This is a genomic window from Stutzerimonas chloritidismutans AW-1 (assembly GCF_000495915.1).
Classification (GTDB): Bacteria; Pseudomonadota; Gammaproteobacteria; order Pseudomonadales; family Pseudomonadaceae; genus Stutzerimonas; species Stutzerimonas chloritidismutans.
Genome location: NZ_AOFQ01000018.1, coordinates 40,469 through 65,380, shown reverse-complemented (window position 1 = coordinate 65,380; position 24,912 = coordinate 40,469). Strand labels below are relative to the sequence as shown.

The following is a 24,912-nucleotide window of genomic DNA, read 5'->3' as shown; positions in this document are numbered from 1 at the left end:
AGAGGCGCCGCGCAGTCCGCGGCGCCTTCGTTCTTTAAAGAGATGAGAAAGCACCCATGCCCCTGAAGACCATCGAAGGAACCTTCATCGCCCCGCAGGGCAAATACGCCCTGGTCGTAGGCCGCTTCAACAGCTTCGTCGTCGAGAGCCTGGTCAGCGGCGCGGTCGATGCGCTGGTTCGCCACGGCGTCAGCGAGAACGACATCACCATCATCCGTGCTCCGGGTGCCTTCGAGATTCCGCTGGTTGCGCAGAAGGTCGCCCAGCAGGGTGAATACGACGCCATCGTCGCTCTCGGCGCGGTCATTCGTGGCGGCACGCCGCACTTCGAATACGTTGCCGGCGAATGCACCAAGGGTCTGGCTCAGGTTTCCATGGAATTCGGTGTGCCGGTCGCCTTCGGCGTACTGACCGTCGATTCCATCGAACAGGCCATCGAGCGCTCCGGCACCAAGGCCGGCAACAAGGGCGCCGAAGCCGCACTTTCCGCACTGGAAATGGTGAGCCTGCTGTCGCAGCTGGAGGCGAAGTGAGCCTGAATCACGACGATAGCCAGGACGCTCCCCAGCCCAAGGCCAAGGGCAAGATCGCCACGCGCCGGGTTGCCCGCAGCCTGGCGATGCAGGCGCTGTATCAGTGGCACATGGCCGGTCAGAGCCTCAACGAAATCGAGGCGCAGTTCCGCGTCGACAACGATTTCTCCGGGGTGGACGGCAGCTACTTCCACGAGCTGTTGACCGGTGTCGCACGCAGCAAGAGCGAAGTCGACGGTGCCATCGCGCCGAATCTCGACCGTCCGCTGGACGAGCTCGATCCGGTGGAGCTGGCGATTCTGCGGCTGTCCACCTACGAGCTGATGCAGCGCATCGACGTGCCTTACCGCGTGGTCATCAACGAAGGCATCGAGCTGGCCAAGGTCTATGGCGCCACCGACGGGCACAAGTTCGTCAACGGCGTGCTGGACAAGCTGGCGCCCACGCTGCGCAGCGCCGAAGTGCGCAACCACAAGCGCTGAGGGCTGCTCGCCTTGCTGGGTGAGTTCGAGCTGATCCGTCACTACTTCGCCGCCGCCGCTTGTGCCAGGGCTGGCGGCGAAGTCGTTCTCGGCATTGGCGATGATTGTGCCCTGCTGCAGCTTCCGGTCGGCGAACAGCTGGCTGTTTCCACCGATACCCTGGTCGCCGGGGTACATTTCCCCGATCCCTGCGATCCCTTCCTGCTCGGGCAGCGCGCGCTGGCCGTGGCGGCCAGTGATCTTGCCGCCATGGGCGCCGCGCCCATCGGCTTCACCCTCGCCCTGACCTTGCCTGCTGGCGATCCACTCTGGCTGGCGGAACTTGCCCGTGGCCTGGATTCGATGGCGCTTGATTGCAGCCTGCGTTTGATTGGTGGCGACACCACCCGCGGCCCGCTGAGCCTGACCGTCACCGTGTTCGGCCGGTTGCCGTCCGGGCAGGCGCTGGTTCGGTCCGGCGCGCAGGTCGGTGATCTGCTCTGTGTCGGTGGCGTGCTTGGTGAAGCGGCCGGCGCGTTGCCGCTGGTGCTCGGTCAGGCCGAAACCGATGCGGATGTCGCCGAACACCTGCTGGCGCGCTACTGGTCGCCGCAACCGCAGCTGGCCCTGGGTGAATCGCTGCGAGGCAAGGCCACGGCGGCGCTGGATATCTCCGACGGCCTGCTGGCCGATTGTGGGCATATCGCCAAGGCTTCGGGCGTGGCCTTGCAGATCGAGCGTGATCGCCTGCCGATGTCCGAACCGTTGCGGCGCTTCGCCGGCGACGCCGAAGCGCTGCGTTGCGCGCTGGCCGGCGGCGACGACTACCTGCTGGCGTTCACCCTGCCGGCTGCTGAGCTCGTATCACTGCAGGCCGCCGGCTGGCCGGTACAGGTCATCGGCCGGGTGTTGGCAGGGGAGGGTGTGCAGCTGATCGATGCGGCGGGTAATGAAGTCGCTGTGTCCGAACGTGGCTACAACCATTTCAATGCGTAAGTGCTGCGATGCGGTCGCTTGCCTTCGATCCGAGAAAGGAACGCTGTTTTGACTGAATCCTCACCAGTCGCGGCCAAGCCGCAAACCCTGGTCTGGTCCGACCCCTGGCACAACCTGGCGTTCGGCTTCGGTTCCGGGCTGATGCCCAAGGCGCCGGGTACCTGGGGTTCACTGGTAGCACTGCCGTTCGTGCCGCTGTGGCAGCTGCTGCCGGGTTGGGGGTATCTGCTGATGCTCGGCCTGACCATGCTGTTCGGCGTCTGGCTGTGCGGCAAGGTGGCGCGCGAACTCGGCGTGCACGACCACGAAGGGATCGTCTGGGATGAGTTCGTCGGCATCTGGATCACCTTCTGGCTGGTGCCGGAAGGCTGGTACTGGATGCTGCTCGGCTTCGTGGTGTTCCGCGTGATGGATATCGCCAAACCCTGGCCGATCAGTTGGGTCGATCGGCATATCCATGGCGGGGTGGGGATTATGCTCGACGATATCCTCGCCGGTGTCGCGGCCTGGGCGGTCATGCAGGGGCTGGTGGCGCTGTTGGTTTGATTGTGCGTCCGGTCGCTGCAGGCAGTCGGCCATTGAAGGATGATCGGCGTTCGCCCCGGGCCCGGTTTCGAGGAAGAAATAGCCATGCGTAGCGTCTCCATTCTGTTTGCCAGCCTGTTGCTCCTGCCCGCGCTGGCGCAGGCCGCCTCCATGGTACAAGTGGTCGGGCTATTTCCGGGCGCTGCGGTGGTCAATGTCGACGGGCAGCGCAAGCTGGTCAGGGTCGGCCAGACCGGCCCTGGCGGCGTCCAGGTGGTGAGCGCCGATGCCAGCGGTGCGGTGCTGCGCGTCGACGGCGTTGAGCGTCATTACAACCTGAGTCGCGAATACAGCGGCGCCTACGCGGCGCCAAGCAAGACCCAGCTGAGCGTCGCAAAGGGCACCGGCGGCCATTACTGGATCGCCGGGGCGATCAACGGCCAGTCGATTCAGTTTCTCGTTGATACCGGCGCCACCTCGGTGGCGATCAACGAACATCAGGCCCGTCGCTTGGGCATCGACTACCGCGTCAACGGCCGGCCCATGGTGGTGAGCACCGCCAGCGGTACGGCAAAGGCCTGGCGCGTGCATCTCAACAGTGTCAAGGTCGGGGCCATCGAGGTGCTCGGCGTGGACGCGGTGGTCGTCGAGGGCGGTTCGCCTACCGAGGCGCTGCTCGGCATGAGCTTTCTCGGGCGCGTCAGCTGGCGCGAGGAGCAGGGCGTACTGGTGCTGGAGTCGAAAACCTCCTGAGCGGCTTCCTGACGGCACGATAGGCGCGGTCGACGACCAAACTCTCCAGCCAGATTCGCGGTTAGTTGGTGTTACAATGTCCGCTTTTCTGCCTCCTGGGATTTCCGCTCGTGTCTGTCGTGTTCGTCGCCGCTTCCCAACTGCCGACGCCGTTCGGCGTGTTCACCATGCATGGTTTTCTCGACCAGGACACTGGCAAGGAACATGTCGCACTGACGCTCGGCGATGTGGCCGACGGCAAGCCGGTGCTGGGTCGTCTGCACTCCGAGTGCCTGACCGGCGATGCGCTGTTCAGCCTGCGCTGTGATTGCGGCTTCCAGCTGGAAGCGGCACTGCGGGCGATTGCCGACGAGGGCCGCGGCGTGCTGCTCTATCTGCGCCAGGAAGGCCGCGGCATCGGCCTGCTGAACAAGATCCGCGCCTACGAGTTGCAGGACGCCGGCGCCGATACCGTTGAGGCCAACGAGCGTCTGGGCTTCGCCCCGGACATGCGCGACTACGGCATCTGCCTGCCGATTCTCGAGCACCTGGGCATCGCCGAGATCAAGCTGATGACCAACAACCCACGCAAGGTCAAGGCGCTGCAGGGCTTCGGCATTCGCGTCGCCGAACGCAAGCCATTGCAGATCGCGCATAACCCGTACAACCGCAACTACCTCGCCACCAAGGCCGGCAAGCTCGGCCACATGCTCGGCGAGATTCACCAAGGCGAAGCCGAGCAGTCGTGACGCGCGCCGCCGCCCTTCGCCAGCTCGCACGTGACGGCTGGCTGCATACGCTGCTGATGGTGCTGCCGGTGCTGGTGCTTGGGCGCACATCGGTGGTGTTTGCCGACTGGGGGCTGCCACTCTTCGCTGCAGGCCTCGTCTCGCTGTTCTTCAGCCTGCGGGCCTTCACCCGGTTCAAACATGCACTGATCGCCACCGAACAGGCGCTGAACGGTCCAGTGGAGGACGACGCCTGGAACGATCTGCGTCGCGTGCGCCGTCACGGCCTACTGATCGCCTCATTACCGGCCTGGTTCGGTGCTGCGGGTGCGCTGTTCGGCATGGAGCCGGTTGCCCGCCTGCTGCTGGTGTTCGGTAGCCTGGTGTTGCTGGTGCTCTACCGCATTCCGCGGCAATTGCATTGATGCGGCGTCTGCTGCTTGCCGCGCTGGTTTCCCTGGCGTCATTGCCTGCGTTGGCTGCCGAGCGGGTGGTGAGCCTGGCGCCATCGCTCAGCGAGATCATGCTCGAACTCGATGCCGCCGACCGGCTGGTTGGCGTCCTGGATGGTGGCGAGCGCCCAGCGGCGCTGCAGTCGGTGCCTTCGGTTGGACGCTATGGCCAGGTGGAGATGGAAACCCTGCTCAGCTTGCGCCCTGATCTCGTGCTGCTCTGGCCGGACAGTGTGCCGCGCAGTCAGCGTGAGCAGTTGCAGCAGTTCGGTATTCCCGTTTTGGTTGTCGAGCAGACACGTCTCGAAGGGCTGGCCGAGCAGTTCGTTGTGGTGGGTAATGCCGTCGGGCGCGCCGAACAAGGCGAGCGACTGGCCGGGCGCTTTCGTGCAGGCCTCGCCGAATTACGCAGCAACTACACGCGCTCTGAGCCGCTGCGGGTGTTCTATCAGATCTGGAATCGCCCGCTGTATACCCTAGGCGGCCAGCAGATCATCAGCGAAGCGATCGAGGTGTGTGGTGGGCAAAACGTTTTCGCCGATCTGACCCTGGCGGCGCCCCAGGTCAGCATCGAAGCCGTGCTCGCCCGCGATCCCGAAGTCATTCTTGCCGGTAGCGGTGCGCAGCTGGACGAATGGCAGGCCTGGCCGCAGCTCAGTGCCGTGCGCAGCGGTCGACTGCTTGAAGTGCCCGACAAGGGGCTGGAGCGACCGAGTTTCCAGATGCTGGGGGCGATCAGGAAGCTCTGCGAGGTGATGGCGGCTGCGCCCTGAGCGGGCGCGCCGGTAGACGCTGCTACAGCGAGGGAGTCCAGGTGACGGCGAACAGTGCGGTGCGGCCTTCGGTGTTATATCCGTAGCGGCCGTTGGCGGTGCTGTAGGTGGTTTCCGCATAGTCCTTGTCGAACAGGTTGTTCAGCTTCAGGTCCAGCTTCACCTCCGAGTTGGCCTGCCAACTGCCACGCAAGCCAAGCAGTCCGTAGCCGCCCAGCTCGATGGTATTGTCGGCGTCGTCATAGCGACCGCTGACGGCTCTCCAGCTAGCGCCTACCGAAAACTTGCCCAGCTGCCGGTCCAGATCCAGGCTCAGCGTGCGCTTGGCGCGACGGGCGAGTGTATGACCGCTATCGCGATCGCGTGGGTCGATCAGGCCGGCCGCGAGGCTAGCCTGCCAACCGAACACGTCCTGCCGGAGCGTGGCCTCCAGGCCGTTGATCCGTGCTGTCTGGACATTCTGAGGAATCCAGAAGGCGTCCGAGACGATGGCGTCCTCAATGTCGGTGCGGTACAGCGACAATTCCAGCGAGCCGCTGTCGCTATAGCGGTTGCGCCATTGGAGCTCATAGCTCTTGGATTTTTCAGGTGCTAGATCAGGATTTCCGAACCAAGAGTCATAGAGTTCGTTGAATGTCGGGGCGCGGAACCCCTCGCTGTAGGACACGATCACGTCGTTGCGGGTATCCAGCGGTACGGTAAGCGCCGCGTTCCAAGTGTTTTCGCTTCCGTACTGCTCATTCTTGTCCTGGCGTAGGCCAATCTCTGTAGAGAACGCATTGCTGGTATAGCGGTGCTGGATGAAGGCTGCCTGGTTCCAGCGTGAATCCTGGGCAAAGTCGCTCGAACTGTGCAGTTGGTCCTCATGCCAATCGGCACCGAGTAACAATTGATTCGCCGGATCGAGCTGAAGTGTATTCACCCAGCTGGCCGAGTCACGATAGGTCGAGTAGCTGTAAAACATATAGGCAGGAGCCAGTGGGGTGTCGTTTCCGGTGTCTCGCTTGTCCTCACTGTGCCCGACTTCGAGTCGGCTGCTCCAGACACTACTTAGCTCCGCGTCGATAAACCCGGAGATGCTGCTCAGTTGGAAATCAGTGGTCGGTTTGGATGTGCCGCCCAGGTCGTCGAACTCGTTCTCACCTCGCTGATCGATTGCGCTCACGCCGACTTCAACCGAGTCATTAAAGCGGTGCGCAAGATTCAGGCTAAGCGAGCGATTTCTGTAGGCATCGTCATCACCGTTGGCACCAAAGCTATCGCGCGTGGCGTCTATACCTTGGGTTTCATCCAGCGCGGCCCCCAGGTTGAAGCGAGTCTGGCCATTCCCACCGGAGAGGTTCAGGCTGCGTTCGAAGGTGCCGTCGCTTCCTGCCCCGAAGCGGACTGCAGGCGCAAGCCCCTGACCGCTGCCTTGCCGAGTGAAGATCTGCACCACGAAAAACCCCCCCCCCCCCCGCCGATGGCATCCGAGCCATACAGCGCAGACCGCGGGCCGCGCACGACTTCGATCCGCTCGATCTGATCGGGGCTGAGAAATTCGAGGCTGCTGGTGCCGCTGGAGGTTGCTGCGATGCGCTGACCATCGACCAAGACCAGTGTCTGGGTGCTGGAGGTGCCGCGAAGGAACAGGCCGGTTTGGCTGCCCGCTCCGCCTGTACGGGTAATGCTTACGCCCGGCACACGTTCTAGCAGCTCGACAACGCTGCGAACCTGCAGCCGCTCGATATCTTCACGGTTGAAAACGGTGGTAGCCGCCGGGGTCTGGCTGCGTCGCTGTGGTTCGCGGTTTGCGCTGACCACCGTGTCGGAGAGCTTAAGCGCTTCTTCTCGCGACAGATCGGCCGCGTGTGCGTGAGCACCAGGCAGCAGCGCCACGGCCAGGGCAAGTCGGGACAGTTTCATTCTTGGAATTCCTCAAAAGATCGCAGACTTTTGAGGAGGGCAGGAACAAGCGCGGGGGATGACGGGCAGCAGCGCTTGACGGTGCTGCCCTCCGCAACACCAGTCGAATCCGTCAGGCCGGTCTCCGGGCTTTCGACACGCATCACGCTCACCTTCCCATGTCGGAACACAGTGGCTGTGGAGCGGACGGCGATCCCTGAGGATCGCGGTCGATTACCGTTGCGGGGGCAGCGCCGGCCTTGCTCATCGAGCGCACCGGCTTCCCGTTTAATGCGGACCTTGCGGTCGTGCACACCTGGGCGGATAAGAAAACGCGCGAACCTTACGGCTGGTGCTGGGGAAACACAAGCGGGTGATGCAAAAGCGGGCCAGTGCACGTCAAGCCAGTTGGCGCACGTGCCCGAGGCGAATGCAGGCTGCGCGCCTGCCCAAAGTCAAAAGCTTCGCCCCGAGGGCGGGCCTCCCAAAAGCAGGCCAGTGCACATCGAACCAGTAGGAGGCGCGCCCTCGCGGCGAAGCAGGCTGTAGGCCTGCCCGAAACGGCCACAGCTCCTATGAAAGCCCGCCGACAATCTGCAGATCACTCTGCCCGTTGCCCTGACGGCGCACCTGAATCTGCACCGGGATACGTTCGTGCATTTCGGCCACGTGGCTGATCACCGCCACCTTGCGGCCCTGGGCCTGCAGCGAATCCAGCGCGTCCATGGCGATCTGCAGCGACTCGGGGTCGAGGCTGCCGAAGCCTTCGTCGATGAACAGCGATTCGATCTTCAGCTTGCTCGACGCCATCGATGCCAGGCCCAGCGCAAGGGCCAGCGAGACAAGGAAGGTTTCGCCGCCGGACAGCGAATGCACCGAGCGCAGTTCGTCACCCATTTCGGTATCCATCACCAGCAACCCCAGCGGGCTGCCGCCGCGCTTGAGCCGATAGCGCCGGGCCAGTTGGCGCAGCTGCACATTGGCGTGCTGCACCAGCAGGTCGAGGTTGTAGGCCTGGGCGATCTTGCGGAAGGCGCCGCCGTCGCTGGAGCCGATCAAGGCGGCGATGCGCCCCCAGCGCTGATGCTCGGCCCGTGCGGCGTCGATCTGCGCGAGCAACGCCTGGCTCTGGCTGCGGCGCTTGTCGTCGTCGATCAGCTGGGCCCGGGTTTCCGCGCAGCGCTGGTCGGCCTGCTCGCACTGCTGCAGTTGCTCGGCATGGCGCTGTTGCAGCTGCTCGGCATCCGGGGCTTCGCTCTGCTGCTGTTTGTGCAGGTTCAGGCGGTTGAGGCAACCGTCGAGACGCTCGCGACAGCGGGTCAGGGTTTCGGCGTTCTGTTGCAGGCGCTGGCGCGCCTCGGCAATCAGCTGGTCATCCATGTGCAGCAGCTGGGCGAGGGTGGCGTCGTCCAGCTGCGGGTGGCTGGTGCGCCATGTGGCCAGTTCCGCATTCAGCGCGTCGCGTTCCTGTTCCAGTTCGGCTTGGCGCTGGCGACAGTTCTGCTGCTCGCTGTGCAGCCGCGTCAGGCCGAGCTTGCTCTCGTTGAGCTGCCGATCAATCTCGGCCTGGGTTTGCCGCGCAGCCTGGATGGACGCCTCCAGCTGCTGTTGCCAGGTGCCGGCGCTGGCCTGTTCGCCAAGGCTGGTGCGCAGCGCCTGCTGGCAGGCCAGCAGCAGCTTCTCGCGCTCGGTCAGTCGTGCGCTGCAGCTTTCCTGTTTCTCCTGGCGATGGCGTTGTTGCAACTGCTCGTCGCTGCGGCGCTGCTCGCACTGGCGCAGCTCATCGGCCAGCTCGGTCTGCGCCTGCAGTTGCTGCAGCCGCGAGGCGATGCTGGTGTCCAGCTGCATAAAGGTCTGCGCCGGATTTTCGCGCCAACGCTGCAGTTGTTCGGTGGGCAGCAGTTCGGCGAAGGTCTGCAGTTCCTCGTCGAGCTGCTGGTGATCGCGGGCGATCGCATCGCGTTGGCGGGCGAGTTGCTGGGTCGCCTCGACGCAGGCCTCGCGCGCGGCCTGCCAGGCCTGCTGCAGGGTTTCGCTGCGCTGTTGCAGCGCGAGCAGTTGCTGCTGACGCTGGCTGGTGTTGGCGATCTGGTCTTTGAGTGTCGTCAGCTGCGCTTCCAGCCATTGCGAACGCTCGGCTTCCGGCTGCTCAAGCAATCGCGAGTGTGCCGGCACGGCGAGCAGGCGCGGTGCCAGGGCCCGCAGCTGCGCCTCGACTTCGCCCTGGCGTTGTTGCGTCTGGCGCAACTGCGTGCTGAGCGCGACATGGCGATCGCGCAGTTCCTGCAGACGCTGGTCCTGTTCCTGCAGCGACTGGCGAGCGCGCGCGGCTTCGCTGTCGTCGTGCTGATCTAGGCTGGCGACCAGCGCGTCGGTCTGCTGCCAGGGATGCTCGTCGCTGCCGCAGACCGGGCAGGGCTCGCCGGGGACGAGCGCCGCACGCAGCGCTTCGACATTCTCGCTGCGTGCCAGGCGTTGGCGTTCAAGCAGGGCGAGGGTGACCTTGAGCGCCTGCTCGGCAGCATCACGGTCACTGCGAAGCTGTTTGCCCTGCGGTACCAGGCTGTCCAGCTCGGCCTGCTGGCGGATGTGGGCGTCGCTCAGTTCGCGCCGGCTGGCGGTGAGCGTGAGCTGCTGCGCCCAGAGTTCGCGCAGGGCCTCGGTTTCGCGCTCGGCCTGGCGCCATTCGTCGAGCTGTCGATGCAGACCGGCCAGCTGTTCGGCCAGCCCTAGTTCGCTGTCGCGCTCGCGTTGCAGATTGTCCAGCGCCTCGCGCGCCTGGCTTTGCCGGGTTTCGGCAGCCTTGGCCTGCGCTTCCAGTGCCGGGAGTTCGCCCTGACCTTGCTGCAGCCGTGCCGCCAGCTGGACGGCCTGTTGCAGACGCGGACGGTAACCGCCCCATGCTGCACAGAGCGGTTGCAGCGCTGCGCTCGTCTCGAGTTGCTGCGTCAGCGTTGCTAGCTGTTCGGCGGCGCGCTGTTGCTGCTCGGCGAGCTGCTTGAGCGTTGCCTCGCCGGTGCTCGCCGCGGCATCGGCCTGGACGCTTTCTTCGCGGATCGAGGCGAGGTCGGCGTTCAGATGCTGTAGGCGTTCTTCTTCACGGCGCGCCTGGACGAGCCGCGGCTCGGCGTCCTGGCGCGCGTGTTCGGCCGAACGCAGTTGCTCGCTGGCGGCGCTGCATTGGCTCTGCAGCTCGGCCAGGCGCTGCTGGACGGCCTGTTCCTCATGCTGCAGGCGCGCCAGGCTGTCGGCGGCCTTGCCCAGCAGCGGTTCGAGTTCCTGCTGGCGCAGAAAGCGGTGACGCTGCGGTGCGAGCCGTTCGAACAGGTCGAGAATACGGCGGGCCTCGGTCAGGCTCTCGCGCTCGTCTTCGGCGTCCTGCAGTTGCTGGCGTGCCGCTTCATGCTCGTTTTCCAGGCGCTGCAGTTCGCTCAGCCATTGCCGCTGGGCTTCCAGCTCCTTGAGCTGCTGTTGCAGCTTTCTCAAGTCTTCGAGCTGGGCCTGATGTTCGCGCTCCAGTACTTCACGCTGCCCGGGCTCCAGCGGCTGGAGGCCGCCGGCCTGCTGTTCCAGGCGAGTCAGGCTTTCCTTCGCCTGCTTGGCGGCCTCGAACGCGGCCTGGCCGAGACGGCTGTAGAGGCCGGTATCGGTGAGCTTTTCCAGCAGGGTGCCACGCTCGTTGTCGTCGGCCTTGAGGAAGGCGGAAAACTCGCTCTGCGCCAGCAGCACGGCGCGGGTGAACTGGGCCAGGGTCAGCCCCAGGCGCGCTTCGAGCAGTTCCTTGAACTCGCGCTTTTTACCGCTGGCCAGGAGCGTGCCGCTGTCGAGATCCGTGAGGCTCTGGCTGCTGGCTTGCAGGCGGCCGTCGATCTTCTCGCGGGCGCGCTTGACCTCCCAGCGTGCGCGGTAGCGGTGACCGTCGACGCCGACGAAGTCGACCTCGGCGTAGCCGCTGCCGCAGCCGCGGCGCAGCAGGTTGCGCTCGTCGCCACCGCCGATTTCGGCCTCCACGTCGGGGACCTTGTTCAGCGGCGAGACGCCGTCCAGCCGCGGCGTGCTGCCGAACAGCGCCAGGCACAGGGCGTCGAGGATGGTGCTCTTGCCGGCGCCGGTGGGCCCGGTGATGGCGAACAGCCCGGCGCTGGCCAGGGGTTCGGCGGTGAAGTCGATGACCTGCTCACCGGCCAGCGAGGCCAGGTTTTTCAGGCGGATGGCGAGGATTCTCATCGGTCGTCCTCCGCATGGGCGAACTCGACGCGTTGCAGCAGGGTGGCGAAATCGTCCAGCGCCTGTTCGTCCGCCGGGTTGCCGTACTGTTCTTCCCAGGCGCGGGCGAACAGCTCCTGCGGGGTGATCTGGTCGAGGCCGAGCAGCACGTCCGATTCCGTCTCGCCACGCTTGCCGGCGTATTCGCTGGCGATGCGCACCAGCCGGCAGGCCTTGCCGGTTATCGCGGTTTCGATGCGCTGGCGCAGGTCCGGCAGCGGTTCGTCGAGCAGCACGCGTACCTCCAGCCAGGGCAAATGTTCGTCGAACAGGCCGGTGGGCGGCAGCGCCTCCAGCGCGGCGATCACCTCGACCAGCGGGGCGCGGCCGATGCGGATCATCTCCACCGCGCGCGGCACCGGCAGGCTGTCGACCTGTTTCAGGGCCTCGCCATCGAGTTCGACCAGCAGCACCTGATGCGGGTAATTGACCTCGGCAAAGGACAGCGGCAGCGGCGGCGGGGGGGAGCCGCTGTAGCGGATGCGCGCCTGCCCGGCGACCTGCTGCGGCTTGTGCAGGTGGCCTAGGGCGACGTAAGCGACGGACTCGGGGAACAGGCTGGCCGGCAGGGCCTCGGCGTTGCCGATGACGATATTGCGCTCGGACTCCTCCGAGATCGCGCCGCCGGCCATGTGCGCATGGCTCATGGCGACCAGCGCCTGGCCCGGTTGGCGTGCGGTTTCGGCAGCAGCGATCAGCCGCTCGTGGACCTGGCGGATGCCGGTCATATAGTCGTCGCCCAGTTCCATTCCGGTGACTTCGGCCGGACGCAGGAAGGGCAGGGTGAGACACCAGGCGGCGGTGTTGCCAGCGGCGTCGTGTAGCGGCACCAGCAGCCGCTGGTGATCCAGTTGGCCCTCGGCGACCCAGCTGATGCGTCCCACTGCATGGGCGTTGAGGCGCCTCATTAGCGGCGCCGGCAGCTCGATGCGCCCGCCGGAGTCGTGGTTGCCGGCGATCATGACGATGTCCAGCTGCGGGAGTTTTTCGTGGGCGCGGACGATGAAATCGTAGAGGCGTTCCTGGGCCTTGAGTGGCGGGTTGACCGTGTCGAACACGTCGCCGGCTATGAGCAGGGCGTCGGCGCGGTGGGCGACCAGCTGGTCGAGCAGCCACGCGAGGAATTGCGCATGTTCGAAGTCGCGGTCCTGGCCGTGGAGGGTCTGGCCGAGGTGCCAGTCGGAGGTGTGGATCAGGCGCATGGGCTCAGGCTCATTGTGGGCGGGTGCAGTGGCGAACCGCTGGCGTGGGATGTGCTGCGGGTGGTTGCGTTGGATGTAAGGCTTCTGTCGTGGGCTTCGGTGGACGGTTTGGGCGCGCCGCGCTTTCCTCGGCCCGGACTACAGGTTGCGCCTTGCACGGCGCGTCACTTTTTCTTGCTTGGCCAAGAAAAAGTAACCAAAAAGAAGGCCACCCCGACATCCGGGTTTTGCTTCGCAAAACTCCCCTCCCTCCGGCGCCGCTCCGGGGGCCGTCGCGAAGGGACGTCCCTGTCCCTTCGCTCCTCGCTCGGCGTCCATGCCTCGCGTCCCCCTGCGCAACGCCTCCACTCGGCCTTCTGACGGGGGCAGGGGTCCGAGCCGACTGGAAGTTTCTAAGTGGTTCCGTACGGTGGGTAACGCGAAGCTTACCTGCCGGTTTGCAAATTAATCTGCCCAGTCCCGGCAAGAACTTACTTGTAGCCTGCGGTGGAAAACTCTGCGTAGGTATCCACCCGACATCTCGGGCGAGAAATAGGGGCAGAACTGCCTGTAAGGTCCCGGCAGTAGTCTCAGTTTGGTGTTTTTTGCACGAACGAGCAGGCGGCACCAGTCGCCCCTTCAGGAGGGTGAGCGGAGCCGTCGTGGAGAGGGGCGAGCGGCATGGATGCCGCGAGAGCCGTAAAGGGCCATGGATGGCCCTTGTACGGCGACCCTCGGAGCGGCGGCGTAGCGAACGAACCCGTCGCGAAGCGACGGGCCGGATGCAGGGGCAAGCGTTTTTGCTTACTTTTTTCGTGACTGAAAAAAGTAAGTCGCCCAGCAGGGCGAAACCTGAGCTAAATGCCGAGGAAAGCGCGGCGCTCACATACTGAATTCCGTGCCGACGCCCTTCACGGCCAAGCCCACCCCCACAAGCCCTCACGAGTACAACCACCCCTTCAACGCCTGCAGATTCCCCACCTGCAGCTGCTGCGCCGCCGCATTGGCCTGCACGGTGTTCGGGTCGATGCCGAAGCGCTGCAGCACGTACTGCACCAGCGCTCCGCGCGTCTCCACCGGCAGCTGGCCCTCGACCATGCCGAAGTCCACCTCGATGATCGCCTTCTGCGCAGGGCTCAATCGCGCGTCCGGCTCGATCAGCACGGTCACCGGCGTGTTCCATGCCTCGTCCTGTTCGCGGGTGTGTTCGCTGGTGTCCATCAGGTCCGGCTCGCCACGGAAGCGGCTGAGCACGAAATCGCGGTATTCGCGGTTCTTCTCGCAGTAGGCGCGCACATGCCAGCGCATGCCGGTGAACACCAGCGTGTGTGGCGCCATCACGCGGATTTCCACCTCGGGATTGGCCAGCGAGACGTACTCGCTCTCCAGGCGCAGCCCTTCGCGACAGGCCTGCAGGATCGGCCGCAGCACCTCGGGTCGGATACTGCGGTCCGGCACCTGCAGCACTTCCGTATGTGCATAGGCCAGCGCCAAGCCTTCGATGTGCGGGGCGCGCACGCGGTTCTGGTCGAGCAGGTGCAGGTAGGCGCTGGCGCTGCCGTCGATGAACAGCGGCTGGAAGGCCTTGCTCGGCTTGTAGCCTTTCAGGTGACGGTCATATGTCAGGTTTTTGGGCGCATGTTCGTTGAGGTAGGTGTTGATGTCCTTCGAGGCCTGCTGGCGGCTGATGCCGAAGCTCTGCATCAGGTGGCCCGTGGTCAGGCGGCCCTCCCACCAGGCGATGGTCTCGATCAGCCGGTAGCGCAGCGCCAGGTCCCAGCGAATCTGACTGATCGATTGCTTGCGTTTCATCGCCTCTGCACCTGTTCCAAAGATTTACATGCCTATGTCGAGCAGGTCGACGTGTCGCGCAACGCTACATATATTCGGGGTATGTTTCAACTCGATCCGGTGGATGAGGAGACCCTGACATGAGCCTGATGATCAACGCGTTGGTGATGTCCTGCATGGCGTTCGTCGTGATGCTGTTTCTGGCCTGGCTGGCCTATGGCAGCGGCGATCGGAAGGGGTGATGAGGGTTACAGTTCTATGAAGATCAGTGGATTCCCGATGGACGGCATGAATCTCCGAGCGATGAACAGGGTCTTTGTCTCAGGCTCATTGCTAGAGATGCTTCATGAAGACTCTTTCCCGCTACCTGGCCGATACCTTCACCTCGCAGTACCGCACGCGCGTCGAGCCGCAAGCGGACGGTCGCCTGCTGGTGCATGTCGGCTACCCGATCAATGGCACCCACGCCACGCGCATCATGGCCGGGCACCAGGTGCAGAACACCCTGCTGGTCGAAACCATACTCGAAGACATGCGCAACGAACTGGCTCGTCCGCAATGATGCTCAGCGCGTCGCCGGCAGTGCGATGCGCACCCGCAAACCGCCCAGCGGGCTTTCTTCAAGACTCCACTCGCCACGCCAGGCCGTCAGGATATCGCTGACGATTCCCAGCCCCAGACCGTGACCTTCCGCCGACTCGTCCAGCCGTACGCCACGGCTGATGACCTGCTCGCGCTGTGCCGCCGGAATCCCCGGTCCGTCGTCGTCCACCAGCAGGACGAAGCCATCGCCGCTGCGCTCGATGCTCAGCTCGACGCGGCTACCGGCCCACTTGCAGGCGTTATCCAGCAGATTGCCCAGCAGCTCGAGCATGTCCTCGCGATCACGCGGCAGGCGGCAGCCGGCGGGCGCCTGCCAGCGCAGGTCGAGGCCGCTGCGGTGGATCATCGCCAGCGTATCGAACAGTGCCGGCAGTTCCGCGTCGCAGTCGAAATGCGCACCGGGCAGCACGTCCACCGATAGCCGCGCCCGGCCCAGTTCGCGGCTGACCCGTTGCTGGATCTGCTCCAGCTGCTCCTGCAGGCTGGCCTGCAGTTCGGGGTGGGCGGCGAGTTCTTCGCGTTGCACCAGGCTGCCGAGCACTGCCAGTGGCGTCTTCAGCGCGTGACCGAGGTTGCCCAGGGCATGTCGCGAGCGCTGCAAGGTGTCTTCGGTGTGGCTGAGCAGGTGGTTGATCTGCTCGACCAGCGGCTGCAGCTCGACGGGCGCCTGCTGGTCCAGCTGCTGGCGCTGGCCCTGCTGCAGCTGGGCGATCTGCTGCCGCGCGCGCTCCAGCGGGCGCAGTGCCAGTCCCATGGCATAGCGCTGCAACAGCAGCAGGGCGAGCAGGGCGAAACCGACCAGGCCCAGACCGCTCAGCCGCACGCGGGCAAAACTTTCGAGGACCGGCGTGTAGTCCTGCGCCACGCTGATGATGATCGGCTGGCCGTCGCGGCGGTACTCGGCGCGATAACCCAGCAGTCGCTGTTCCTGCGGGCCGTCGAGCAGTTCGTCCGCCAGGCCCGCGCGTTCCGGCCATTCTGGCGAGGCGTCCCACAGCGAGCGGGAGCGCCAGGTGCGCTCGGGCAGTTCGATCTTGAAATAGTGGCCGGAGAACGGCCGTTGATAGCGCGGGTTGAGGCGCTGCACGTCCAGCTGATCGCCGTTCGGCCCTTTCACGAGGGCAATCAGCAGGCCCTCGGTTTCCTCGCGCAGATCGGTTTCCAGACTGCGCCTGAGGCCTGACTCGAAGAGCCACAGGCTGGTCTGCACCAGCACCAGCGCGACCAGTAGCAGGGTGGCGATCAGCGCCAGGCTGAGGCTGCGCTGGATGGACTTCACGGCTGGCCGCCGAAGCGATAGCCCTGGCCGCGGCGCGTTTCGATCAGCTCGCGGCCGAGCTTGCCGCGCAGCCGGTTGATATGCACCTCGATGACGTTTGAATCGCGCTCGGTTTCACCGTCGTACAGGTGTTCGGTCAGCTGGGTTTTCGACAGCAGCTGCCCCGGATGCAGCATGAAATAGCGCAGCAGGCGGAATTCTCCGGCGGTGAGTTCGATGTCCTGGCCATCCTTGCGACAGCACTGGCGCGCCTCGTCCAGTTCCAGGCCGCCGGCCTGCAACATGGGCTGGTTGGCCAGGCCGTGGGCACGGCGCAGCAGCGCCTGGATGCGCAGCAGCAGTTCTTCGGGATGAAAGGGCTTGGTCAGGTAGTCGTCGGCGCCGGCCTTGAGACCGTCGATGCGCTCGGCCCAGGAGCCGCGCGCGGTAAGGATCAGCACCGGTGTGGTGAGGCCGCCGGCACGCCAGTCGCGCAGCACCTCCAGCCCCGGTTTGCCAGGCAAGCCGAGGTCGAGAATGATCAGGTCATAGGGCTCGCTGGCGCCCTGGTATCCGGCGTCGCGGCCATCGGCCAGCCAGTCGATGGCATAGCCGTTGCGGCTGAGGCTGGCGACCAGTTCGTCGGCCAGCGGAACGTTGTCTTCGACCAGTAGCAGACGCATCAGTCTTCTTCATCCTTGAGCAGGCGCCCGTCGCGGGCATCCAGTTCCAGTTCGCGGGCAACGCCGTCGGTGGTGAGCAATTCGATCTCGTAAACGTAGATGCCATCTTCCTCCTCCAGCTCCGCTTCCAGCAGGCTGGCCCCCGGATAGCGCTCCATGGCGCGCTGGAGCAGAGCTTCCAGCGGCATGATCAGACCCTCGCGGCGCAGCCGCAGGGCCTCATCCTGGTCCAGGTCGCGGCTCGCCGCCGGAGTGGCAGCGAGCAGCAGGGTCAGTGGAACGGTTACGAAAAGGGGGGCACGCATGGATGGCCTCAGTCGTCCTGATGGTCCTTCAGCACTTCGCCGGTCTTGGCGTCGAGCTCGACGTCCCATTGCACACCTTTGTCGTCGCGCAGTTCAAGCTGATAGATGTGGCGGCCATATTCCTCTTCCAGCTCGGTTTCTTCGATGGTGGCGCCGGGGTGCTTGGCCAGCGCGGCTTCGTTGAGCTTCTCGAACGACTGGATGGTCCCAGCGTCGCGCAGTTTCAACGCTTCGTCCGGGCCGAGGTCGCGGGCCATGGCCAGGTTGGCGCCCAGGGCGAGGGTGGCGGCGGTGAACAGCGTAGTCAGTGTTTTCATGGTTTTGATTCCTGTGGTTGGTTTCGACGATTCACAGGTTACGGGGGCTTGCTTAAACGAAACTGAACGTCGCCAGGCGGCTGCGAATGCACCGTTCGGGCGAGGGCGAACCGCGCCATGGGGACTACGCTTGCTGCAGGTCAGCACGACCGATCGATCGGGGTGAGTCGTCATGAAAACCGTGTTTCTCGTACTGCTTGCGACCCTCGGGCTGAGTGGCCAGGCCTCTGCCGAGGATCTGCTGAAGCCCTCCACCACACCGCCACCGGTCGATGATGTGGCGGCTGGCAACAGCCTGGAGGCCGAGCCCGCTTACCTGGCCGAAGGCGTGATCCGCGCCATCGATGCCCAGCAGGGCAGCGTCACCATCGCCCACGGGCCGGTGCCGGAGTTGAAGTGGCCGGCGATGGTGATGCCGTTCAAGGCGGACGCCGCACAGCTCGGCGGGCTGGCCGTGGGCGATGCGGTGGAGTTCCGCTTCAGCAACGGCGAGATGGACCCGCAGATCGTCTTCATTCGACGGCAGTAGTCTCAGCGTCGCGCCTGCTCGTGGCAGCAGCCGGCGGGCTCTGAGCGTCCGCTCGGAGCAACGCGATCATCGCTGTCGTACGGTCGTGCAGGCGTACCCAGTCGGTGAGGTTGTGCCGCGGGCCCGTTTCGTTGCGACCGTTGGGCGTCATGTCCAGCAGGACATAGGTGCCGAGCAGTTCTTCCGCGCCGCGACCATAGGCCGAGAAGGTGTGGAAGATGTCGCCCTGCGGGTCGCGATAGAAAACACTGAAGCCCGACAGCTCCTCGCAGACGAAGGGTTGCCAAGCGTAGTTGTAGAAGACCTTGCCCTCGACGATGTCCTCGGCATCGAAGGACACGTGGAAGTCGCGGTTGAACGTGCTGCCGGCCGACGACAGCCAGCGGAACTGCCAGCCCATGCGCTGGCGGAACGCCTCCAGCCGCTCGAATGGCGCGCGGGAGATGGCGGCGAAGCTGACGTCATGCTGCAGCAGGTGCAGTAGCGCACCGCCGATATGATCGGCCTCGAACGAACAGCCGACGCAACCCTCGGTCCAGTCCGGGCCGAACATGAAGTGCTTGATCACCAGCTGGCTGCGACCCTCGAACAGCTCGCTCAGGCGAACCGCGCCGCTGGCATCGTGAAAGCGATAGTCCTGCGCAAGGCGTCGCCAGGGCAGTTGCCGACGCTTTTCGCTGAGCGCATCGCGCTGGCGGGTGAGCTGTTTCTCGTCCTGCAGATGGGCGCTGTGGGCGGCCAGCCAGTCCTGATCGGATACGACCTTGTGCGTTGCCATGTAGACCTCCGGGGCGCGGATTGAAATCGGGCGCGGAGCCACCGCCGCGCGGCAATGGCCCTGTGACAGAGTCGATTGGCGCCGGGCGAAATCGACATCGGGCCAGGGAACGTCCGGCGGCTGGCGGCGCTGTGGTTGAACTTAGCGGCCGCCGCCGCGCTCGTAATTCAGGCAAGGGCCAACCGTATGGCCCGATCTGATCCCGTTCGCAGAAGGAATAACGAGATGTACAACAAGACACTGACCGCCGCGCTCGCCGTTGCCATCCTCGGTTCTGGTGCTGCCTTCGCCGCCGACAAGCCCGGCGCCGACTGGATCAGCCTCGAACAGGCCGTAGAGAAGGCCAAGGCCGCCGGCTACACCGAACTGCACGGCATCGAGGCCGATGATGATGGCTGGGAAGGCGAGGGCATGAAGCAGGACGGCAAGAAGTACGAGTTCAAGATCGATGGCCGTACCGGCGAAGTGACCAAGGACAAGGAAGACTGAGCCTGCGCGTTCCTCTCGCCTGGCGTCTTCGCTGAGCGCATCGCCTGCCCCCTGGCGGCGCTGCGCTCAGCAGCCACTTGCCACCGCTCTCCCGCAACGGGAGGCAGCTACTGACAGAGCAGGTATCATCCACCTCCCTCGTCGCTACCGTGTAGCTGCATTCATGTCCGCTTCCAGTTCCCGCCCCAGCACCCTGCATCTGCCGCCAGGCGATTGGCCTACGGTGCTCGACTGCCTGTGCGCGCACTTCCCTGCGATCAGTCGCGCTACCTGGCTCGATCGCATCGCCCGCGGCCGCGTGCTTGATGCGCAGATGCAGCCGATCGATGCCGCGCAGACCTATCGGGTAGGCATGCGCATTCATTACTTTCGCGAAGTGCCGAATGAGATCCCGGTGCCGTTCGAAGAACGCATCCTGCATGTCGACGAGCATCTGGTGGTAGCCGACAAACCGCACTTTCTCTCGGTGATGCCGGCCGGCGAATACGTCAACGAAACCCTGCTGGCGCGGCTCAGCAAACGGCTGGGTAACGGCGATCTGGTGCCGATTCATCGTATCGATCGGCTCACCGCCGGTCTGGTGCTGTTCTCGGCCAACCGGGAGAGCCGTGGTGCCTACCAGGCGCTGTTCCGTGAGCGGGAGATCAGCAAGCGCTACGAGGCAATCTGCCCGGCGCTGCCGCATCTCGAATTTCCCCTGCGCCGACGCCTGTGCATGGTGCCGGGCGACCCCTTTTTCCTGATGCGTGAGGGCGCCGGTGAGCCGAACAGCGAAACGCTGATCGAGGTGCTCGAACGGCGCGGCGACCTCTGGCGCTACGGGCTCTCCCCCATCAGCGGCAAAAAGCACCAGCTGCGCCTGCACATGGCCACGCTCGGCGCCGGTATCTGCAATGACCCGTTCTATCCCGAGCTGCTCGAGCGCAGCGAACGTGAGGCCGACGACTACGCGCGGCCACTGAAGCTGCTGGCGCGTGGCTTGCGCTTCAGCGATCCGCTGAGCGGAGCGCCGCGCGAATTCGAGAGCACGCTGCAACTGGATTGGTAACGGCGGGCGCACCTTCGCGGGGTTGGCGAGTCTCAAATCCAAGACAGCCCAGCCCCTGGTGCAGCCATGCCCGAAGGTCCTTCCATCGTCATCCTGCGTGAAGAAGTCGCGGCATTCGCCGGGCGCACCATCGAACGTGCCGAGGGCAGCGCCAAGATCGACATGTCCCGGCTGGCCGGTCAGGTGGTGCGTAGCTTCCATAGCTGGGGCAAGCATTTCCTGATCCAGCTGGACGACGTCTCCGTCCGCATCCACCTGCTGCTGTTCGGCAGCTATCGCATCAATGAGCGCAAGGACGCCGTAGCACGGCTGAGCCTGGGCTTTGCCAACGGCGAGCTGAACTTCTACGCCTGCTCGGTGCAGTTGATCGAAGGGCCGCTGGATGCGACGTACGACTGGAGCATGGACCTGATGAGCGACGCCTGGAGCCCGCGCGCCACGCTCAAGCGGCTGCGCGAACGTCCGCGGCTATTGGCCTGCGATGCACTGCTCGACCAGACGCTGTTCGCCGGCTCCGGCAACATCATCAAGAACGAGGTGCTCTACCGCGTTCGCGTGCATCCACTGTCGCTGATCGGCGCGCTGCCGGCGGCCAAGCTGCGCGAGCTGGTGCGTGAGGCGCGTACCTACAGCTTCGAGTTTCTCCAGTGGAAGCGGGCTGGTGTGCTCAAGGCGCACTGGCTGGCCCACGGCAAGACCACCTGCGTGCGCTGCCGGATTCCGTTGGTCAGGGTGAAAGAGCTGGGGCGCAGCCAGCGCCGGTATTTTTTTGCGAGCGCTGCCAGAAGCGCTATGGCGACTCAGCGCAGATCGCTGCCGACGAGCCGAGCGCGGTGGATGAGGGGTAGGTGTACAACGGCGCAGCCTTCTCCACGCGATTGATTCGCCGCCGCCGAGGTGGTCGCCGGGTTCCGGTGGAAAAGCTGCGCGTTTTCCACCCTACGGCGGCCGTGGCGTTGGAGCGTAGATGGCCGGCCGGTGCAGGGTCCTCGTAGGGTGGACAACGGCACCGCCTTGTCCACGAGGCGGTTGGGCTCCGCTGCGCGTTGCCTATCGCCTCAGCGCAGCAGCGGCCTGAGCGCCTCAGCCAGTTGCGGGGCCATGCTCACCGCATTGCTTTCATGGGCGATGCAGTCGGTACTCCAGATCTGACCGACCCCGGCGGCGCGGATCACCGCCAGCGCATCATCGGCGAACAGCGCGTGGGTCACGGCGACATCTACCGAGGCCGCGCCAGCGGCCAGCAGTTTCTCCGCGGCATTGGCGAGGGTGCGACCGGAACTGGCGACGTCATCGAGCAGCACCACATGGCGCCCGGCAAACGCCAGCGGCGGCAGGGCGATGTCGACCTGGCGATCGCCATGGCGCACCTTGTTGCACACGCCGTGTTCGAAGCCATGTTCGACGGCAGCGGCTTCGATCCACTGCAGCGCCTCGGCATCCGGGCCGATCAGCAGGGCATCGGGATGCCGCTCGGCGATCAGCCGTGCCAGCGCCGGTGCCGCGCAGAGCGTGACGGCATCTTCCAGCGGCACGGCTTCCTGCAGCGTAGCGACGCGGTGCAGGTGCGGGTCGACGGTGATCAGCCCGTCGAACTGCCCGGCCAGCAGCTGGCCGATGACCCGCTGGCTGACCACCTCGCCCGGGTTGAAGGCGATGTCCTGACGCATGTAGGCCAGATAAGGTGTGACCAGGATCAGTCGCCTGGCGCCCAGTCGGCGCGCCTCGCCGGCGATCAGCAGCAGCTCGACCAGCTTCTCGTTGGGATGGCCGAGGCCGCGGTAGATCACCAGCTGCTCGGCGATGGCCTCGCCTTCGCCCAGTGGCAGACGCAGGCGCAGTTCGTCATCGGGAAAGCGGTGGCGCTCGACTGCCGCGGCGGCCAGCCCAGAGGCTTCGGCCAGCCGCAGGGCGGCGGCGCGCTCGTCATCGAAATACAGCAGCTGGCTTTGCATCGGCACTCCCGAAACGGTTTTTTGGCTGTCCGGCGCTGCCGACCTGAACCTCTGGCGATCTCGGCGCGGCAGTCCGCCTGAATGGGATACAGACAGCCTGCGATGCGCAGCCGTTCGCCGGGGGTGGCCAGTCGTCGTCAGCGCGCTGCCCAGCCGCCGTCCATGTTCCATGCCGCGCCGCGTACCTGGTCACCGGCTTCGCTGCACAGGAACAGCGCCATGGCACCCAGCTGTGCGGGGGTGACGAAGTCCAGCGAGGGCTGCTTTTCGGCGAGCAGATCGTGGCGGGCGCGCTGTTCGTCACCACTTTCCCGCGCGCGCTCGTCGATCTGTTGTTGCACCAGCGGGGTCAGCACCCAACCGGGGCAGATGGCATTGCAGGTGATCGGCGTGGTGGCGGTTTCCAGCGCGACGACCTTGGTCAGCCCGACCAGGCCGTGCTTGGCGGCGACGTAGGCGGCCTTCTGCTCGGAGCCCACCAGCCCGTGCACCGAGGCGACGTTGATGATCCGTCCCCAGTTGCGCTCGCGCATGCCGGGCAGGGCCAGGCGTGTGGTGTGGAACGCCGAGGACAGGTTGATGGCGATGATGGCGTCCCAGCGCTCCACCGGAAACTGCTCCACCGGCGCGACATGCTGGATGCCGGCGTTGTTGACCAGAATGTCGACGCCGCCGAAGTCGCGCTCGGCATAGGCGAACAGCTCGGCGATCTGTGCCGGATCGGACACGTCCGCCCCGTGGTGCCCGACCTTGCGGCCGTGTCTGCCGACCTCCGCCAGCGCTGCCGAGGCATCGCCGAAGCCGTTGAGGATCAGATCGGCGCCGGCCTCGGCCAGCTTCAGCGCAATGCCCAGCCCGATGCCGCTGGTGGAGCCGGTGACCAGTGCGGTCTTGCCTGTGAGGTTCATGGTTTCTCCCGCTTGGTGGCGACCGCACGGGGCGGCGCCTTTGTTTTTCTTGTTGTCGGAAGGCAATCGCAGATGTCGTGGTGCTCGCCGATATCGGCGAAGCGCCGCGATCAGACGATGCCGGTAGCGTAGTACACGCCGATCACGAAGAAGGCCGCGGCGGTGGCGATCAGGGTGATGGCGAAGATGTCCTTGTAGGATTCGCGGTGGGTCAGTCCGGTGACTGCCAGCAACGTGATCACCGCGCCGTTGTGCGGCAGGGTGTCGAGGCCGCCGGAGGCCATCGAGGCAACCCGGTGCAGCACTTCCAGCGGTATCTGTGCGGCGTTGGCGGCGGCGACGAAATTGTCGGCCATCGCGGCCAGCGCAATGCTCATGCCGCCGGAGGCCGAGCCGGTAATGCCGGCCAGCAGGTTGACGGTGATGGCTTCGTTGATCAGCGGATTGGGAATCGCCGACAGCGCATCGGCCACCACGATGAAGCCCGGCAGCGAGGCGATCACCGCGCCGAAGCCGAATTCCGACGCGGTGTTCATCGCCGCCAGCAGCGAACCACCGACCGCCGTGCGGCTGCCCTCGGCGAGCTTGCCGCGCAGGGTGCCGAAGCTGGTCGCCAGTACCAGGGCGATGCCCAGCAGCAGCGCGGCCTCCACCGCCCAGATCGCGGTGAGCTTGCCGACCTCGGTGACCAGCGGAGCGCTCATGCCGGGCAGCTGCAGCGTGTGGCTGGCGCCGTAGAACTCGGGAATCCAGCGGGTGAACAAGAGATTGGCGACCAGCACCAGAAGCAGCGGCGACAGCGCCAGCCAGGGGTTGGGCAGGGCGATGTCGGCCGGCGTCTCCGGTTCATTGCGCAGGTTGGTGCCATAGCCTTCGCCGGCGGCCATGGCCTTGCCGAGCTGCCACTTGAGATAGAGCATGCCCAGGCCGAATACGAAGAGGGTGCCGATCAGGCCGAGCCAGGGCGCCGCCCAGGTGTTGGTATTGAAGAAGGTGGTGGGGATGATGTTCTGGATCTGCGGCGTGCCGGGAATGGCAGTCATTGTGAAGGTGAATGCGCCGAGGGCGATGGTCGCCGGGATCAGCCGCTTGGGCATGTTGCTCTGGCGGAACATCTCTGCGGCGAACGGGTACACGGCAAACACCACGACGAACAGCGACACGCCGCCGTAGGTCAGCAGTGCGCAGACCAGCACGATCACCAGCATCGCCTGGCTGGTGCCGAGCAGGCGGATCGCCGCGGCGACGATGGAGCGCGAGAAGCCGGACATTTCGATCAGCTTGCCGAACACCGCACCGAGCAGGAATACCGGGAAATAGAGCTTGATGAAGCCGACCATCTTCTCCATGAAGATGCCGGTGAACGACGGCGCCACGGCGGGCGGGTCGGTGAGCAGCACCGCACCCATGGCGGCGATGGGAGCAAACAGGATGACACTGTAGCCGCGGTAGGCGGCGAGCATCAGCAGGGCCAATGCAGCAAGGGCGATGACGACGCTCATCGGGGACGATCTCCTGGCCCCGTGCGGCACGACCGAACGCTGCCGAGGGCATTCGGGGACTCGCTGCTGCACGGCAGGCGCTTGTTTTTCTTGTTTCGGCTGCGGACAGGCCGCACGGTGATTTAGCGAGTTCCGTGCCAGATACGCAACTCGCTGATTTGCATGGTCTTTATCTTGAGTGTCCAGATCGTTGGACGGCGCTTGTGTCTTGCATC

At 65.2% G+C, this 24,912-nt stretch carries 22 protein-coding genes, 3 pseudogenes and 1 riboswitch; of the genes and pseudogenes, 13 read left to right on the top strand and 12 right to left on the bottom strand.

Translation table 11 applies throughout. From position 1 onward, the window contains the following. Positions 1 to 56: 56 nt before the first annotated feature. The 8 genes from ribH to F753_RS31900 all read left to right on the top strand — a co-directional run bounded on the left by ribH (position 57) and on the right by F753_RS31900 (position 5,200). Positions 57 to 533: a 6,7-dimethyl-8-ribityllumazine synthase gene (gene ribH, locus F753_RS31935; RefSeq protein WP_003289143.1), complete on the top strand. Its 477-nt coding sequence runs from the start codon at positions 57 to 59 to the stop codon at positions 531 to 533. Next, positions 530 to 1,015, top strand: coding sequence for a transcription antitermination factor NusB (gene nusB / locus F753_RS31930; protein ID WP_003281759.1), 486 nt, complete (start codon positions 530 to 532; stop codon positions 1,013 to 1,015). Before ribH ends, nusB begins: the two co-directional genes overlap by 4 nt. A 12-nt stretch (positions 1,016 to 1,027) precedes the next feature. Beyond that, positions 1,028 to 1,990, top strand: a complete 963-nt coding sequence (gene thiL, locus F753_RS31925) for a thiamine-phosphate kinase (protein ID WP_023444677.1) — start codon at positions 1,028 to 1,030, stop codon at positions 1,988 to 1,990. 48 nt (positions 1,991 to 2,038) lie between these two features. Next, positions 2,039 to 2,536: a phosphatidylglycerophosphatase A family protein gene (locus tag F753_RS31920; RefSeq protein WP_023444676.1), complete on the top strand. Its 498-nt coding sequence runs from the start codon at positions 2,039 to 2,041 to the stop codon at positions 2,534 to 2,536. Positions 2,537 to 2,620: 84 nt separating this feature from the next. Next, a complete protein-coding gene (locus F753_RS31915; protein WP_031297385.1) occupies positions 2,621 to 3,268 on the top strand; it encodes a retropepsin-like aspartic protease family protein in 648 nt (215 codons plus the stop codon). Positions 3,269 to 3,378: 110 nt separating this feature from the next. After that, positions 3,379 to 3,996, top strand: a complete 618-nt coding sequence (gene ribA, locus F753_RS31910; protein WP_031297383.1) for a GTP cyclohydrolase II — start codon at positions 3,379 to 3,381, stop codon at positions 3,994 to 3,996. Beyond that, entirely contained in the window at positions 3,993 to 4,400 is a 408-nt protein-coding gene (locus F753_RS31905) for a hypothetical protein (protein ID WP_023444673.1), read from the top strand. Before ribA ends, F753_RS31905 begins: the two co-directional genes overlap by 4 nt. After that, on the top strand, positions 4,400 to 5,200 hold the full coding sequence (locus F753_RS31900) for a cobalamin-binding protein (protein ID WP_023444672.1): 801 nt from the start codon (positions 4,400 to 4,402) through the stop codon (positions 5,198 to 5,200). Before F753_RS31905 ends, F753_RS31900 begins: the two co-directional genes overlap by 1 nt. Positions 5,201 to 5,222: 22 nt before the next feature. On the opposite strand, the pseudogene F753_RS31895 reads toward F753_RS31900, so the two are convergent. The 4 genes and pseudogenes from F753_RS31895 to F753_RS31880 all read right to left on the bottom strand — a co-directional run bounded on the left by F753_RS31895 (position 5,223) and on the right by F753_RS31880 (position 14,343). Continuing rightward, positions 5,223 to 7,105: pseudogene (locus F753_RS31895) on the bottom strand (TonB-dependent receptor domain-containing protein). A gap of 98 nt (positions 7,106 to 7,203) precedes the next feature. Next, a riboswitch (cobalamin riboswitch) is annotated at positions 7,204 to 7,420 on the bottom strand. Positions 7,421 to 7,657: 237 nt separating this feature from the next. Next, on the bottom strand, positions 7,658 to 11,311 hold the full coding sequence (locus F753_RS31890) for an AAA family ATPase (protein WP_023444669.1): 3,654 nt from the start codon (positions 11,309 to 11,311) through the stop codon (positions 7,658 to 7,660). Beyond that, on the bottom strand, positions 11,308 to 12,552 hold the full coding sequence (locus tag F753_RS31885; RefSeq protein WP_023444668.1) for an exonuclease SbcCD subunit D C-terminal domain-containing protein: 1,245 nt from the start codon (positions 12,550 to 12,552) through the stop codon (positions 11,308 to 11,310). Before F753_RS31885 ends, F753_RS31890 begins: the two co-directional genes overlap by 4 nt. A 918-nt stretch (positions 12,553 to 13,470) precedes the next feature. Beyond that, on the bottom strand, positions 13,471 to 14,343 hold the full coding sequence (locus F753_RS31880) for a helix-turn-helix transcriptional regulator (protein WP_023444667.1): 873 nt from the start codon (positions 14,341 to 14,343) through the stop codon (positions 13,471 to 13,473). Between the two features lie 325 nt (positions 14,344 to 14,668). Between F753_RS31880 and F753_RS31875 the strand changes: the two genes are divergently transcribed. Further along, the gene (locus F753_RS31875; RefSeq protein WP_023444665.1) at positions 14,669 to 14,884 is read left to right on the top strand and encodes a DUF3509 domain-containing protein; all 216 of its coding nucleotides are present in this window, start codon (positions 14,669 to 14,671) and stop codon (positions 14,882 to 14,884) included. A 3-nt stretch (positions 14,885 to 14,887) separates the two neighbouring features. Here the strand turns inward: F753_RS31875 and F753_RS31870 are convergent, their stop codons facing one another. From F753_RS31870 to F753_RS31855, 4 genes are read right to left on the bottom strand one after another with little or no spacing between them, the layout of a single operon-like run. After that, a complete protein-coding gene (locus F753_RS31870; RefSeq protein ID WP_023444664.1) occupies positions 14,888 to 16,204 on the bottom strand; it encodes a sensor histidine kinase in 1,317 nt (438 codons plus the stop codon). Next, positions 16,201 to 16,866 (bottom strand): response regulator transcription factor, encoded by a 666-nt coding sequence (locus tag F753_RS31865; protein WP_023444663.1) that lies wholly within the window; start codon positions 16,864 to 16,866, stop codon positions 16,201 to 16,203. Before F753_RS31865 ends, F753_RS31870 begins: the two co-directional genes overlap by 4 nt. Then, positions 16,866 to 17,171 carry a PepSY domain-containing protein gene (locus F753_RS31860; RefSeq protein ID WP_003301964.1) on the bottom strand — a complete coding sequence of 102 codons (306 nt, stop codon included), beginning with the start codon at positions 17,169 to 17,171 and terminating at the stop codon, positions 16,866 to 16,868. The genes F753_RS31865 and F753_RS31860 overlap by 1 nt, the downstream gene beginning before the upstream one ends. Before the next feature lie 8 nt (positions 17,172 to 17,179). Beyond that, positions 17,180 to 17,488: a PepSY domain-containing protein gene (locus F753_RS31855; protein ID WP_023444662.1), complete on the bottom strand. Its 309-nt coding sequence runs from the start codon at positions 17,486 to 17,488 to the stop codon at positions 17,180 to 17,182. A 172-nt stretch (positions 17,489 to 17,660) separates the two neighbouring features. Between F753_RS31855 and F753_RS31850 the strand changes: the two genes are divergently transcribed. Next, positions 17,661 to 18,017: a copper-binding protein gene (locus F753_RS31850; RefSeq protein ID WP_023444661.1), complete on the top strand. Its 357-nt coding sequence runs from the start codon at positions 17,661 to 17,663 to the stop codon at positions 18,015 to 18,017. Between the two features lie 2 nt (positions 18,018 to 18,019). Here F753_RS31850 and F753_RS31845 read toward each other — a convergent pair. Further along, positions 18,020 to 18,795: pseudogene (locus tag F753_RS31845) on the bottom strand (DUF899 domain-containing protein). A 225-nt stretch (positions 18,796 to 19,020) separates the two neighbouring features. Here F753_RS31845 and F753_RS31840 point away from each other — a divergent pair. The 3 genes and pseudogenes from F753_RS31840 (at position 19,021) to F753_RS31830 (ending at position 21,180) form a co-directional block, all read left to right on the top strand. Next, positions 19,021 to 19,284, top strand: coding sequence for a PepSY domain-containing protein (locus tag F753_RS31840; RefSeq protein ID WP_023444659.1), 264 nt, complete (start codon positions 19,021 to 19,023; stop codon positions 19,282 to 19,284). A 163-nt stretch (positions 19,285 to 19,447) separates the two neighbouring features. Next, the gene (locus F753_RS31835) at positions 19,448 to 20,332 is read left to right on the top strand and encodes an RluA family pseudouridine synthase (RefSeq protein WP_031297382.1); all 885 of its coding nucleotides are present in this window, start codon (positions 19,448 to 19,450) and stop codon (positions 20,330 to 20,332) included. Positions 20,333 to 20,398: 66 nt separating this feature from the next. Further along, positions 20,399 to 21,180 (top strand): annotated as a pseudogene (locus F753_RS31830) (DNA-formamidopyrimidine glycosylase family protein). A 210-nt stretch (positions 21,181 to 21,390) separates the two neighbouring features. On the opposite strand, the gene F753_RS31825 reads toward F753_RS31830, so the two are convergent. The 3 genes from F753_RS31825 to F753_RS31815 form a co-directional block, all read right to left on the bottom strand. Continuing rightward, entirely contained in the window at positions 21,391 to 22,287 is an 897-nt protein-coding gene (locus tag F753_RS31825; protein WP_023444657.1) for a ribose-phosphate diphosphokinase, read from the bottom strand. Between the two features lie 137 nt (positions 22,288 to 22,424). Continuing rightward, positions 22,425 to 23,195 carry a 3-hydroxybutyrate dehydrogenase gene (locus F753_RS31820; protein ID WP_003301975.1) on the bottom strand — a complete coding sequence of 257 codons (771 nt, stop codon included), beginning with the start codon at positions 23,193 to 23,195 and terminating at the stop codon, positions 22,425 to 22,427. Positions 23,196 to 23,305: 110 nt separating this feature from the next. Continuing rightward, entirely contained in the window at positions 23,306 to 24,697 is a 1,392-nt protein-coding gene (locus tag F753_RS31815; protein WP_023444656.1) for a GntP family permease, read from the bottom strand. Positions 24,698 to 24,912 lie beyond the last annotated feature (215 nt).

Bases quoted from the DNA above. Each gene is read 5' to 3' on its own strand.
- F753_RS31875 (WP_023444665.1), top strand. From the start codon at position 14,669: ATGAAGACTCTTTCCCGCTACCTGGCCGATACCTTCACCTCGCAGTAC.
- F753_RS31880 (WP_023444667.1), bottom strand. From the start codon at position 14,343: ATGAAACGCAAGCAATCGATCAGTCAGATTCGCTGGGACCTGGCGCTG.
- F753_RS31900 (WP_023444672.1), top strand. From the start codon at position 4,400: ATGCGGCGTCTGCTGCTTGCCGCGCTGGTTTCCCTGGCGTCATTGCCT.
- F753_RS31820 (WP_003301975.1), bottom strand. From the start codon at position 23,195: ATGAACCTCACAGGCAAGACCGCACTGGTCACCGGCTCCACCAGCGGC.
- F753_RS31915 (WP_031297385.1), top strand. From the start codon at position 2,621: ATGCGTAGCGTCTCCATTCTGTTTGCCAGCCTGTTGCTCCTGCCCGCG.
- F753_RS31835 (WP_031297382.1), top strand. From the start codon at position 19,448: ATGTCCGCTTCCAGTTCCCGCCCCAGCACCCTGCATCTGCCGCCAGGC.
- F753_RS31825 (WP_023444657.1), bottom strand. From the start codon at position 22,287: ATGCAAAGCCAGCTGCTGTATTTCGATGACGAGCGCGCCGCCGCCCTG.
- F753_RS31890 (WP_023444669.1), bottom strand. From the start codon at position 11,311: ATGAGAATCCTCGCCATCCGCCTGAAAAACCTGGCCTCGCTGGCCGGT.
- F753_RS31860 (WP_003301964.1), bottom strand. From the start codon at position 17,171: ATGCGTGCCCCCCTTTTCGTAACCGTTCCACTGACCCTGCTGCTCGCT.
- F753_RS31885 (WP_023444668.1), bottom strand. From the start codon at position 12,552: ATGCGCCTGATCCACACCTCCGACTGGCACCTCGGCCAGACCCTCCAC.
- F753_RS31840 (WP_023444659.1), top strand. From the start codon at position 19,021: ATGTACAACAAGACACTGACCGCCGCGCTCGCCGTTGCCATCCTCGGT.
- F753_RS31850 (WP_023444661.1), top strand. From the start codon at position 17,661: ATGAAAACCGTGTTTCTCGTACTGCTTGCGACCCTCGGGCTGAGTGGC.
- F753_RS31855 (WP_023444662.1), bottom strand. From the start codon at position 17,488: ATGAAAACACTGACTACGCTGTTCACCGCCGCCACCCTCGCCCTGGGC.
- F753_RS31815 (WP_023444656.1), bottom strand. From the start codon at position 24,697: ATGAGCGTCGTCATCGCCCTTGCTGCATTGGCCCTGCTGATGCTCGCC.
- ribH (WP_003289143.1), top strand. From the start codon at position 57: ATGCCCCTGAAGACCATCGAAGGAACCTTCATCGCCCCGCAGGGCAAA.
- F753_RS31865 (WP_023444663.1), bottom strand. From the start codon at position 16,866: ATGCGTCTGCTACTGGTCGAAGACAACGTTCCGCTGGCCGACGAACTG.